We start from the raw sequence: 12649 nt of genomic DNA, 5'->3' as shown, positions 1-12649 counted from the left end.
AGGGCTGCTATGAACGACACATGAAACTCGAAGGAGAGTTGTGTAGTGGCTAATTTAACGACTTATATTTTATACGGAACGCATGCAATAATGGTTCAGTATAACCACTAGGTTGTTTAACTCCCTCTAAAACAAGGGCTAACGCTGCTTGATAAGCAACGCTTTGCGCTAAGGTTTCGGCTGAATCAGCCATATTTTTGTAAGCAGGATCACCTTCATTTTGGCCATCAACGACTTTCGCCATGCGTGCCATGGTTTTTCTAATTTGCTCTTCAGAACAAACACCATGATACAGCCAGTTGGCCATGTGCTGGCTTGAAATTCGCAGTGTGGCACGGTCTTCCATTAAGCCAACATGGTTGATGTCTGGTACTTTTGAGCAGCCAATACCTTGGTCAATCCAACGCACAACATAACCTAAAATACCCTGTGCATTGTTATCAAGTTCGGCTTGAATATCTTCTTTGCTTAAGCTGCTGGCATCTTTCATAAGCGGTGGAGTTAGTAAGCTGGTAAGGCTTGCTTCTTTACGGTCCATAAGCGCTTTTTGACAAGCAAATACATCAATATCGTGATAATGCATTGCATGCAGCGTTGCAGCAGTAGGAGAGGGCACCCACGCGGTATTTGCACCACTTTTCGGGTGACCACTTTTTTGTTCCATCATTAACGCCATTTTATCTGGCATTGGCCACATACCTTTACCAATCTGTGCTTTACCACTGAGACCTGTAGCTAAGCCAATATCAACGTTGCGATCTTCGTATGCGCTGATCCAAGGCTCAAGTTTAATTGCGCCTTTTGGCAATACCACACCTGCTTGCATTGAAGTATGAATTTCGTCACCAGTACGGTCTAAGAAACCGGTATTGATGAATACAACACGGTTTTTAGCCTCGAAAATACAGGCTTTTAAGTTAGCTGAAGTGCGGCGTTCTTCATCCATAATACCCATTTTAATGGTGTTTGCTGGTAAGCCTAGCAGCTGCTCAACGCGGGTAAATAGGGTATTCGTGAAGGCCACTTCTTCTGGGCCATGCATTTTTGGTTTAACAATGTTAATGCTATTAGCCGTTGAATTTTTGAGGGTGCTTGTGCCTTTTAAATCATGAAGCGCTGCGGTGCTGGTGATAATGGCATCCATAATGCCTTCAAACACGTCATTGCCTTCACTATCTTGGATAGCTGGGTTAGTCATTAAATGGCCAACGTTACGCACAAACATCATGCTACGGCCTTTTAGCGTGATTGTTTCCCCATTTACACCTTGATATTGGCGGTCTTGTGCTAAACGGCGCTCAATGGTTTTGCCATCTTTGTTAAATGCTTCTACAAGGTTTCCTTGCATTAAACCAAGCCAGTTTTGATAAACGTTTACTTTGTCTTCGGCATCAACGGCAGCAACGGAATCTTCACAGTCCATAATCGTTGTGAGGGCTGCTTCAAGTAGTACATCTTTAAGGCCTGCTTTATCTGCTTGGCCGATTGGGTGATGATGGTCAATTTGCAGTTCTACATGTAAGCCATTATTTTTCAATAAGATAGCGCTTGGATTTTGCGTTTCACCTTGGTAGCCAATAAGTTGTTCAGGGTTTGCTAAACGAACCTGACTGCTGTCACGTAATGTGATTAAAAGCTCATTATTAACCACCGAATAGCTGGTGCTTTCGATGTGTGAGCCATTTGCTAAAGGCAATGCTTTATCGAGGAACTGGCGGGCATAAGCCATTACTTTAAAGCCACGTACAGGGTTGTATGTAGAGCCTTTCTCTGCGCCGTCATCTTCACTCAATACATCAGTGCCGTATAGCGCATCATACAAAGAGCCCCAGCGAGCATTCGCTGCGTTTAGAGCAAAGCGTGCATTGCTTACTGGCACAACAAGCTGCGGCCCAGCTGTACTTGCGATTTCAGGCTCTACTTGCTCTGTTTCTATACTGAAGCTAGCGGGTTCAGGAACGAGGTAGCCAATGTCTTCAAGGAATGCTTGATAGTTAGTTGCATCCCATACCGGCTGCTGTTTGTGATAGTCATCAATCTTAGCTTGAAGTTGTTCGCGTTTTTCTAAAAGTGCACGATTGATTGGCGTTAGTTCATTGACGATATCAGCAAAGCCTTGCCAAAAGGTGTCTGTGCTAATGCCTGTTCCAGGTAAAAGTTGCTGTTCAACAAACTGTGCAAGTTGTTGATCAACGCTTAAACCGTTAAGTGAGAGAGTGGTCATAATAATGTCCTTTAAACGAGCTTAATTTGATCATTCATGGTTCAACCATATCGTAAAAAAGGCTAATAAGCAGGCTATTTACCATTCACTAAAAATATAGTGGCAATAACAACTATAAATTTACTAAATCCAAAAAATCCGCCTAATGTTGAATTAAGCGCTACGAAGCAAACGCCAAGTAGCCACTCTCACTAACAAAAAATAGATAACCCGTTCGAAGGATTTTTATTATGACAACATATCAACGCGAAACAGATAACCTAGCTACTTTATGTCAAACACAAGGCAAAACGTGGCAGTCAATCAACCCAGAATACGCAAGCCGTATGCGCTTACAAAACCGTTTTCGTACGGGTCTAGACATTGCTCAATACACTGCAGACATTATGCGTGCAGACATGGCAGCCTATGATGCTGACCACAGCCAATACACACAATCATTAGGTTGTTGGCATGGTTTCACTGCACAGCAAATGATGATGGCAATTAAACGTCATAACAAAACAACCAAACGCAGCTATGTATACCTAAGTGGCTGGATGGTTGCGGCACTTCGCTCTGAGTTTGGTCCATTACCTGACCAAAGTATGCATGAAAAAACATCTGTTCCAGCGCTAATCGAAGAAATCTACACTTTCTTAAAGCAAGCTGATGCACGTGAACTTGACCACCTTTACAAAGACCTAGACGAAACGAAAGCAAACGGCGGTGATGTTCAAGCAGTACTAAATAAAATCGATAACTTCGAAAGCCATGTTGTGCCAATTATTGCTGATATCGATGCGGGTTTCGGTAACGAAGAAGCAACTTACCTACTGGCTAAAAAGATGATTGAAGCGGGTGCATGTGCTATCCAAATCGAGAACCAAGTATCTGACGCAAAACAATGTGGTCACCAAGCTGGTAAAGTAACTGTACCGCATGAAGATTTCCTAGCAAAAATTAACGCTGTTCGTTACGCATTCTTAGAGCTTGGTATTGATAACGGTATTATCGTTGCTCGTACTGACTCATTAGGTGCAAGCCTTACTCAAAAAGTGCCAGTATCTAAAACACCAGGCGACCTTGCTAGCCAATACACGTCGTTCCTTGAAACAACACCTGTAAACAGTGTAGATGACTTAAATGAAGGCGACACAGCAATGAAGCTGAATGGTCAGCTTTGCAAACCAACACGTTTAGATAATGGTTTATACCAGTTCCGTGAAGGCACAGAGAAAGACCGCGTAGTTCTAGACTGTGTAACTAGCTTACAATCAGGCGCAGACTTACTGTGGATTGAAACAGAAAAGCCAAACGTTAAACAAATCGCTGAGCTTGTAAACCGCGTTAAAGAGCAAGTACCAAATGCTAAGCTGGTATACAACAACTCACCGTCGTTCAACTGGACACTTAAATTCCGTGAGCAAGTATATGCTGAGTGGCAAGAACAAGGTAAAGACCTATCTGCTTACCCAAGCATCGATGACAATAAAGCATTAATGGCGCCAGAAATGGATGACACAGAGCTTGCAGCGGCAGCAGATGTACTTGTACAAAACTTCCAAAAAGATGGTGCACGTGAAGCGGGTATCTTCCACCACCTAATCACGCTACCAACTTACCATACAGCGGCGCTAAGCACTGATATTCTATCAGAAGGCTATTTCGGCGACCTTGGTATGCTAGCGTATGTTCGCGACGTACAACGTCAAGAAATCCGCCGTGAGCAAGCATCAGTGAAACACCAAGACCTAGCAGGTTCTAACATTGGTGATACTCATAAAGAGTACTTCTCTGGTGAAAATGCGCTTAAAGCCGGTGGTGAAGCAAATACTATGAACCAGTTCTAACCAAGTTGTAATTTCCTGCGTATACCCAGGCTACGTGAAGATGTAATTTTCAGCGCTATCACAGGGGTTTCAATACAAGGCGTGACAATGAAGGAATGTAGGTACCTTTCGATTTGTCACAACGTAGTAGTGGAGCCCCTGTGAAGCGCCCGAAGGGCAAGGCTAAAACGCATTTATACTGCGTTATTGATTTTAATAAGGGAACCACCATTATCTGCAATCAATGCCTTGTCTAAATGCGTTTTATCTCTTGCTGAAACCTGCATCTCCACGCAGCCTGGGTATAAAATTCAATAATGTTGTTAGGGGCCTTCGGGCCCTTTTTCACATTTTAGCTATCAGCTTTCAGCCGTCAGCCATCAGACTCGCATCTCACATCTCACATCTCACATCTCGCATCTCGCATCTCGCATCTCGCACCTCGCATCTCTCACTTCGCATCTCTCACTTCGCATCTCTCACTTCGCATCTCTCACTTCGCATCTCGCATCTCGGATCACTCTTTAACCAAGTCTTGGATCAGCTATTTACTAGCTTATAAAAATACAGATCACGCATTTACCAGCTTAAGAATTTTAGATCAGGATTTAACTACCTCCGCCTCATGAGCCTTAATTTAGGGCTTATTGGCAGAGCACAGCCTCTAGAATGGCCAAAATTAGGTCATATAAACGGCAATTTAATACTGTTTTGTAAAATCTTGCGATTTACAAACCGATTTTTTATTAACTCACCCAAGCTATAAACCGATTTTTTACCAACTCAACATCCTCACAAACCAAAATTTTACTAACTGAAGCTAGGTTTTTAGCGGCACAAACCGATTTTTTACTAACTCAAGTTACTGATTTTGGCTATAAACCGATTTTTTACTAACTGCTTTTGGATTAATGTCCGATATTTGATAGATATATGTAAGGAGTTACTCACATTTTGACTGTAAAGGGGGTTTACAGGAAAAGAGAGCTATCAGCTTTCAGCCGTCAGCTATCAGATTGAAATTCAAAAGTTAGCAAGAATAAAGTTAGAAAGGGGAAAGTTAGCAAGAGTAAAGTTAGAAAGTAGCAGCGGGTTTACCCCGCGTTATGGTTTTATTAAATGACGCGGCATAAAGCTGCTGCTACAGGTAAGTGTGAAACTATTTTATGTTTTGTGTATGGCGCGGCATAAAGCCGCACCTAAACTATTGCTCGCAACTCGCAACTCGCAACTACTCACTATGCTTATCAAACCACCATTGAATATAGGCGACTTTGGTCATCAGGTTTGATGGGCGCGCGGTAATACCATGTGAGGCATTAGGAATACGTACCATCGCTGTATCAACACCTTGCAGCTTTAACGCTTGGTAAAATTGCTCGGTTTCAGAAATCGGGGTGCGATAATCTGATTCGCCGGTTAACAGCATAGTGGGTGTTTTTACATTGCCCACATAGCTTATTGGTGAGCGTTTCATATAATGCTCAATATTGTCCCATGGCTTACCTGGGAACCAATAGTCAGCAAAGAAAGGGTAGAAGTCAGCAGTTAGTACAAAGCTGATCCAATTGATAACTGGTTTAGCAACAACAGCTGCTGCAAAGCGGTCTGTATGACCCACAATCCATGCAGTTAAAACACCGCCACCTGAACCGCCAGTAACGAATAGTTTGCTTTCATCAATAAAGCCTTTATTGATGACAGCATCAACACCTGTCATTAAGTCATCAAAGTCATTACTTGGGTAGTTATGATGAATTGTTTGCGCAAACTCTTTACCGTACGAGTCACTGCCGCGCGGGTTCATATAAAGTACAACATTACCTTTGGCCGCGTATAATTGTACTTCAGGGCTAAAGTGAGGGCCGTAGTTTGCAACAGGACCGCCGTGGATCTCTAGTACAAGTGGGTACTTTTTGTTTTTATCAAAGCCCGGTGGGTAAGCAATCCAACCTTGAATAGCCAAACCGTCGTGGCTTGATTTAACCCAAATTTCTTCAACCTTAGCCAGCTCTTTGTCGCCCAGCGCATCTTCGTTTAATTGCGTTAAACGTGCGGTTTTACCACGCTTAATTAATGCTACATCAGCTGGGCGCTGTGTATCTGCGAGTGTGAATGCAACTTCACCACCTTCGCTCACATCAAAATCACCACCTGAATACGGACGACCAAAGGCGACACTACCAATCTCTGAGGTAATCACCTTATGTTTACCACTACGCGGCTGGTAAGCTAGGTGTGTTTTGCCTTCGCTATCGTAGCTAAAATAAAGACCTCTGCCGCTATCATCCCATTTTATATCTTCGACACTACGGTCTAAATCAGCAGTGAGTACTGAGGTTTTTCCTGATTTCAAATCAAGTAAATAAATGTCGCTGTTTTCATAGTTAGTCTTTTTGTCGTCATAGCCTGTGTATGCCAGATAACGACCATTTGGCGAGACTTTTGGGCGTGAATCTGGGCCTTTACGGTCTGTTATTTGGGTAATTGAACGATCCGCTAAGCTAAGTTTATAGATTTCAGATTCAGTTGGGTGTAATTCATTATCTTCATAACGATTAGCCGAAAAATAAAACGCATCGCCTTTTTCGTTAAAGCTAATAGCACCACCATGATCAAAATCACCAGAGCTTAATTGACGTGCATTGCCGCCCGTTGCACTGATGATAAAAAAGTGACGATAACCTTTTTCAGAGTAGCCACCGCCATCGGCACGGTAATAGGTATCGTCAATATATTTAGCTGGCTCTGCCCACTTAGCGCCTTCTGGCTTACCCGGTAAAGACACAGGGCTTGCTGATTTTGCTGGCACAAACTGGCTAAACACCAATTGTTTGCCATCTGGCGTCCAAGTTAATCCGCCAGGGCTTTGCGTTAGGTTACTAATTTTTGCTACGTTACCGGTTTTTAACCATTTTACATAGATTTGGCTGCTACCGTCTCGGGTAGAAATAAACGCTAAACGAGTTTCATCTGGTGACAATACCGGAGAGTAATCCATATGCACGCCAGACGTTAGCGGTAGCATGGTTTTACCATCTGGGTTTACTGACCAAATATTGCTGACTTTACGGTCGCTTTTGATATCCATGCGATTACGCACGAAGTAAATTGTATCGCCATTTTTTGTCATTTCTATTTGGTTGGCGTATTCAAGATCAAAAACATTTTCAAGTTGAAAGGTATTGCTAGCTCCTGCATGGCTGTAAAAGCTGGCTGCTGCAAGCAGTGGTAAAGACGTTTTAAACTTCATTTTATTTCCTTGTTAGTGAGCAGAAATTAGGGCGTTTTAACCTGTTATAAAGTAACAACCATCAGAAATATAGTCCATTGCGATGAATGGAGAAATCAATAGACAGATGGTCATTTCCCTTTTATGTTGAGTACAGACACTTTTAAACGTAAGGAGCACACAATGATAGGTTACATCATGTTAGGCACTAACAACCTAGCTAAAGCAGTAAAGTATTACGATGAATTGTTCGCCACTCTAAACGCCGAGCGCTTTTTAGAAACTGACCGCTTTGTCGCATGGAGCACAGGTCAAGATAAGCCCGGTTTTGCGGTTACCAAACCTTATAACGATGAAAAAGCCACTGTAGGTAACGGCACTATGATTGCTCTAGCTGTTGAAACCCCAGCCCAAGTAGATGCCTTTTATAAGAAGGCCATAGAACTAGGTGGCACAGACGAAGGCGCCCCCGGCCCACGCGAAATGCCCGGCTTTTATGCGGGATACTTTAGAGACCTAGACGGTAATAAACTAAATGTGTTTTGTTTTACGCATGGGTAAAGAAAGTTAGCAAGGGGAAAGTTAGAAAGAGTAAAGTTAGAAAGAGTAGAGTTAGAAAGAGTAGAGTTAGAAAGAGTAAAGTTAGAAAGAGTAAAGTTAGAAAGAGTAAAGTTAAAAGGCGCTAGGCTCTAGGAAACAGGGCCTAGCTTATGTAGCTTTATGCCGCGTAACTCTTAACTTTACTTTGCGCTACGCTTACATGGCATGCCAGTAACATCGCATAACTACCGGCTCTTCGCGCGAAATAAATTTCACGCCTACAAAAATCGTGGGGTTATCTTAAGCTGTGATTAGGAAGCTGTTGTTCGGCGCTAAAGCACCTCCTACCTCACATTTCGCACCTCACATTTCGCACCTCGCATCTCGTACCTCGCATTTCGCACCTCGCACCTCGCATCTCGACTCTCAACCTGATGGCTGACGGCTGAAAGCTGACAGCTAGTTCCCCTACCAAGTTCCGCTTATTTTCATTACACTGCTCCAATACAAAAATAATTATAAAAATTGAGAATGATCATGACGTCGAAATTGCTTAAACCTCTTTGCTGTGTATTTGCACTAAGCCTTGTGGGCTGTGGTGGAGGTGAGGTGTTTACTGCTCCTGCTAGTAGTGAATTTGCCCATGGCAATGAGCTACTAAGTGCCACGGCGCTAACCGAAGATGCTAGTCACGCGTTAGTGGCAACCCAATCTGAGGTGTGCGTTTGGGATAATCAGTTAAAAGCGCGTTTATACGATTGTATAACAGGGCAGGGCGCTGAACATGTTGAGCTTGTGGGCTTTAGCGCTAACAAATCTCGTTTTTTCATTTCAAATCGATTATCGGTGACTTTATACGATACTCGCACTGGGCGTAGTATTGGTACTTGGCTTACCGGGCAAGAAATCGCTAGAGACATCGCTATTTCAGCCGTAGGCGATACGTTGGTTATCGCTTATCGTAGCGGCAAGGCTGAGGTAATAAATACTCGCACAGGTGATACTAAGCGTTTTGATATTCATCGTTTAGATATTAATAGCGTGGCGTTATCGGCTGATGGTCAGTGGGCGTTTACCGGCTCAAGCGACAAATACGTTAAGCTTTGGTCAACAAGTGATGGTAGTACTCGCTTTGAAGAGCGTTTAGCGACCAGAGTAAATCACGTTACTCTAAATAAAACAGCAAGCTTGGGCTTTGCAATTGACTCGGTTGATGATCGTGTATTTTTTGATTTAGCCAATCAAAAAGAGCTATCAGAAGTGGCCTCATACTCTAACTTTATTGAATTCACTGCATCGCAATTTATTAATCAAGATAAATGGCTATTAACGGGCTCACCAAAAATGAAGATGCGTTTATATCGCGTTGCAGATGGTGAATTAATCGCTGAATACGAAGCTAAACAACAGCGCCAACGTACGTCAGTACTGAGTGTGGCGTACGATGGTAAGCAACTATATTCAGAAACCAGTGATGGCCTATTGCAAGCTTGGCCATTTGATAAAATAAGCACTAAATAACAGCTAAAACAAAAACGCCTACTTTAAGTAGGCGTTTGTTTTAAATGGCGATGAAATTAGTAATCAAACTTATGCTTGGTAAACAAGCTTTGCACTTGTTGCCAAACTGCACCAGGTTTACCATCGCCTACTAACTTGCCATTTACTTTTACAACTGGGCCAACCTCTTTAGTGGCGCTGGTGATCCATACTTCGTCGGCATCAAGTAACTCGTCTTTACTAATAATGCGCTCTTGCACTTTAAAGTCACTGTAACTGTGAAGAATATTGAGGATTAACCAGCGGGTGATCCCCGGTAAAATTTGGTTATCAAGTGGTGGCGTACTGATCACACCATCTTTAACAATAAACACGTTACTTGAACTAGCTTCGGTAATTTCTTCTAAGCGGTTAAATAGAATGGTTTCTTTGTTACCTGCTGCTGCACCGTGCTGGTAATGGATCACGTTGCCAAGCAGTGCCGTTGATTTAATATGGCAGCGTTGCCAGCGACGGTCTTGCTCAAGCGATACAGTGTAAGTTGTTGCATTGTCGATATCGCCTTGTGGCTCTGCTGGAATTTCAAAAGCAAACGCGAATACGGTCGGGGTAATATTAGTTGGGTAACCGTGGGCACGCTTAGTGTCGGCGCCGCGGCTAACGTGCAAATAAATCCCTAGATTATCACCTTGGTTTTTCTCGCATAAATCATTACAGATTTTACGCCATGTATCGGCACTGTAATCGAGCTTAATTTCAAGTTCGTTTAAACCGTTATTCATACGCTCAATATGTGCGCCAAAGCCAAGCATTTTGCCTTGGTATGATGGGATCACTTCATAGATGCCATCGCCAAATAAGAAGCCGCGATCCATGGGTGAAATCTTTGCTTCATCAGCGCCAAGGTATTCACCGTTTAGGTATACCGTGCCCATTGTTAAACCTCATTCTCTGTCGTAAAGCCGCCAAGTTGGCGAAGCCGAGTTATTAATTGTTGACCATGCATTGCATGCAGGCCGTCTTCGGTGAGCTCATTTTTATGGGTGACGCCATCGACACTACCGCGCTCACTTAGGTAATGTAAAATGTTGAGTGGCTCAATATCAGCCAGCAAATCAGTGTTATGCCAGCGACTTAAAAAGGCAATGAGCCCGTATGCTGCCCAGTTAGATACATCGGCAAGTAACAGCTCATCACAGGTTGTTAAACAAGGTGTGATGTTTAGCGCTTGCATATGCTTTGCAAGGTTACCCATGCCTATTTCGTTACCGCCATCACCTATCGCTATGGTGGGGCAAGGTGCTTCTGTCACAAAAAAATCAAAGCAGCCGCAATGCTCAGAAATATCAATACCGCGCATATTATAATAACGCTGATGCTCGTTAAGCCCCGGGCGTTCTATTGATAAAACACAATCAGGCTTTAGTTGCGCAAGGGCTTTAATGCTAAAAGTGTGCGCATTATCAATGCTATTAATTGGCAGCTCAAAACAGTTAAAGTCATTTTTTAGGGCACTGTAAAGGGGGTTGCCAGTAACCAAAATAGGCTGTTTACCAAGCTTTTCGAGCACCTTGTAAAGTGCAATTGCACCAACCGGACCATCGGTTTCGAAGGTATTGTTGACCGCAAAGCCAGTACCTATCAACACAGTACCTTGTGCTTTATAAAGGTATTTTGCTGCGCGTAAATACGTCCCCGTTAGTTGGTTTGCGTATAAATGCTGCATTCCACGCGGGTTTTGTTCAACCATCATGGTTTCAATGTGTTGGCTGAGCGCTGCGTCGCTTAAGCTTGCTGACATAATGCTTTGATCTCTTGAATGAGTGCAATACCCGCTTCATTATCGCCATGTACACACAGGCTATTGGCATTAAGTGCCAGCTGCTGACCACTTCGCGTTGTAACTGTGCCATGGGCAACTAACTGTTTAACTTGCGCCATTAGTGCCGCTTTGTCGTGTACACTGTCGGCTAAAGAGCGTGCAACAAGTTTACCTTCGTCTGTGTATTGACGGTCGGCAAACGCTTCTAAAATGAGTTCTAGTTGAAGATCGTTTGCTTGTACTTTGTGTTTGGCAGCTTGGTTGGTAGCTAAAATCATTAATTTTAATGGCTTTGCATAACTTGCCACTGCACGCATAACGATATTCAGCGTTTGCTCGTCACTCATCATGTCGTTATACAATGCGCCATGTGGCTTAACGTATTCAAGCGTTAAACCATGTACTGCAGCCATACCATCAATTGCAGCAATTTGATAATGCAGGCAATTGGTCAGCTCTTTTTCGCTCATAGCCATTGAGCGGCGACCAAAGCCTTGCTTATCTGGGTAACTTGGATGTGCGCCAACCATTACTTTGTGTTGCTTGGCGAGGGCTAGGGTGTTTGCCATCACATCGGCATCGCCAGCATGAAAGCCACAAGCAATATTTGCCATATCAATATGTGGCATAACTCGCTCGTCTAAGCCCATTTTCCACATGCCAAAGCTTTCGCCAAGGTCACAGTTTAGTTTCATCGTCATTTATAACGCTGCCATTTTACTATTTGGAATATCGGTGATCAGCATATGCCCTGGGCTATGCGTGATACAAAAATCAGGTGCCGCGTTGGCAATTGCAACTTGTGGAGTCACACCACAGGCCCAAAATACGGGCACTTCGCCTTCTTTAATGGTCACCGCATCACCAAACTCAGGTTTGTTGATATCTTTAATGCCAATTGCAGCAGGGTCGCCAAAATGCACAGGTGCACCATGTACACTTGGAAAACGGCTGCAAATTTGGATCGCGCGAATGGCATCGGCAGGTTTCATTGGGCGCATGCTTACAACCATATTGGCGTGAAAAATCCCTGCACTTTGGCAAGCCATATTGGTCACATACATAGGCACATTTTTTTGTTCGCTGATATTTCTGATCTCAAGACCCGCGGCAATCAGCGCTTCTTCAAATGAGAACGAGCAACCAATTAAAAAGGTGACTAAATCGTCGCGCCAATGATTCGTAATATCGGTAACCTCTTCAACCATTTGGCCATGTTTAAAGACGCGGTAACGGGGTAAGTCGCTACGAATATCAATGTCTTCACCAACAGTTGGCATATCGGTAACGCCCGGTATGCGGCTAGTTGCAATGATTGGGCAAGCTTTCGGGTTTGCTTGGCTAAACTGCAAAAAATCAAACGCGTATTGTTTAGGTAAAATCACTAAATTAGCTTGCACAAAGCCCGGTGCAAAGCCCGATGTATTGCCAGTGTAGTCACCCTCGCGTACCATTTTACGAATAGCCGCTGGAGTGGTTAAAGATGCATTTTTTTGCATGTGACTCTCCTTGAAATTAAC

Annotated in this window: 9 protein-coding genes; 3 read left to right on the top strand and 6 right to left on the bottom strand. The window is 43.4% G+C overall.

Annotation, left to right across the window (positions count from 1 at the left end):
- Window positions 1–49: 49 nt before the first annotated feature.
- Window positions 50–2224 carry a malate synthase G gene (locus PASHI_RS09635; RefSeq protein WP_062565430.1) on the bottom strand — a complete coding sequence of 725 codons (2175 nt, stop codon included), beginning with the start codon at window positions 2222–2224 and terminating at the stop codon, window positions 50–52.
- Between the two features lie 230 nt (window positions 2225–2454).
- On the opposite strand from PASHI_RS09635, the gene PASHI_RS09630 reads away from it, so the two are divergent.
- On the top strand, window positions 2455–4056 hold the full coding sequence (locus PASHI_RS09630) for an isocitrate lyase (RefSeq protein ID WP_062565429.1): 1602 nt from the start codon (window positions 2455–2457) through the stop codon (window positions 4054–4056).
- 1210 nt (window positions 4057–5266) lie between these two features.
- Here PASHI_RS09630 and PASHI_RS09625 read toward each other — a convergent pair.
- Complete coding sequence (locus PASHI_RS09625) at window positions 5267–7288, bottom strand: S9 family peptidase (RefSeq protein ID WP_062565428.1); 2022 nt, start codon at window positions 7286–7288, stop codon at window positions 5267–5269.
- Window positions 7289–7450: 162 nt separating this feature from the next.
- Here PASHI_RS09625 and PASHI_RS09620 point away from each other — a divergent pair, with 162 nt between their 5' ends.
- Together PASHI_RS09620 and PASHI_RS09615 are read left to right on the top strand one after the other, a co-directional pair.
- Window positions 7451–7828 carry a VOC family protein gene (locus PASHI_RS09620; RefSeq protein ID WP_054563159.1) on the top strand — a complete coding sequence of 126 codons (378 nt, stop codon included), beginning with the start codon at window positions 7451–7453 and terminating at the stop codon, window positions 7826–7828.
- 516 nt (window positions 7829–8344) lie between these two features.
- Window positions 8345–9328, top strand: a complete 984-nt coding sequence (locus PASHI_RS09615; protein ID WP_062565427.1) for a WD40 repeat domain-containing protein — start codon at window positions 8345–8347, stop codon at window positions 9326–9328.
- Between the two features lie 56 nt (window positions 9329–9384).
- Here PASHI_RS09615 and PASHI_RS09610 read toward each other — a convergent pair whose 3' ends face one another.
- Genes PASHI_RS09610 through PASHI_RS09595 form a run of 4 tightly spaced genes read right to left on the bottom strand, consistent with a single transcriptional unit; the run spans window position 9385 to window position 12628 of the window.
- A complete protein-coding gene (locus tag PASHI_RS09610) occupies window positions 9385–10242 on the bottom strand; it encodes an aminotransferase class IV (protein WP_062565426.1) in 858 nt (285 codons plus the stop codon).
- A 2-nt stretch (window positions 10243–10244) separates the two neighbouring features.
- Entirely contained in the window at window positions 10245–11108 is an 864-nt protein-coding gene (locus PASHI_RS09605) for a glutamate cyclase domain-containing protein (protein ID WP_062565425.1), read from the bottom strand.
- Window positions 11093–11824, bottom strand: a complete 732-nt coding sequence (locus PASHI_RS09600; protein WP_062565919.1) for a 5-oxoprolinase subunit PxpA — start codon at window positions 11822–11824, stop codon at window positions 11093–11095. Before PASHI_RS09600 ends, PASHI_RS09605 begins: the two co-directional genes overlap by 16 nt.
- A 6-nt stretch (window positions 11825–11830) precedes the next feature.
- Window positions 11831–12628: a putative hydro-lyase gene (locus tag PASHI_RS09595; protein ID WP_062565424.1), complete on the bottom strand. Its 798-nt coding sequence runs from the start codon at window positions 12626–12628 to the stop codon at window positions 11831–11833.
- Window positions 12629–12649 lie beyond the last annotated feature (21 nt).

This window comes from Pseudoalteromonas shioyasakiensis (genome assembly GCF_001550135.1).
GTDB lineage: Bacteria > Pseudomonadota > Gammaproteobacteria > Enterobacterales > Alteromonadaceae > Pseudoalteromonas > Pseudoalteromonas shioyasakiensis.
Note: the sequence above shows the minus strand (reverse complement) of the source record. Positions and strands in the feature narration are given on the sequence as shown.

Coding starts and splice junctions, on each gene's coding strand:
- PASHI_RS09610 (WP_062565426.1), bottom strand. CDS start 10,242: ATGGGCACGGTATACCTAAACGGTGAATACCTTGGCGCTGATGAAGCA.
- PASHI_RS09625 (WP_062565428.1), bottom strand. CDS start 7,288: ATGAAGTTTAAAACGTCTTTACCACTGCTTGCAGCAGCCAGCTTTTAC.
- PASHI_RS09620 (WP_054563159.1), top strand. CDS start 7,451: ATGATAGGTTACATCATGTTAGGCACTAACAACCTAGCTAAAGCAGTA.
- PASHI_RS09600 (WP_062565919.1), bottom strand. CDS start 11,824: ATGAAACTAAACTGTGACCTTGGCGAAAGCTTTGGCATGTGGAAAATG.
- PASHI_RS09595 (WP_062565424.1), bottom strand. CDS start 12,628: ATGCAAAAAAATGCATCTTTAACCACTCCAGCGGCTATTCGTAAAATG.
- PASHI_RS09635 (WP_062565430.1), bottom strand. CDS start 2,224: ATGACCACTCTCTCACTTAACGGTTTAAGCGTTGATCAACAACTTGCA.
- PASHI_RS09605 (WP_062565425.1), bottom strand. CDS start 11,108: ATGTCAGCAAGCTTAAGCGACGCAGCGCTCAGCCAACACATTGAAACC.
- PASHI_RS09630 (WP_062565429.1), top strand. CDS start 2,455: ATGACAACATATCAACGCGAAACAGATAACCTAGCTACTTTATGTCAA.
- PASHI_RS09615 (WP_062565427.1), top strand. CDS start 8,345: ATGACGTCGAAATTGCTTAAACCTCTTTGCTGTGTATTTGCACTAAGC.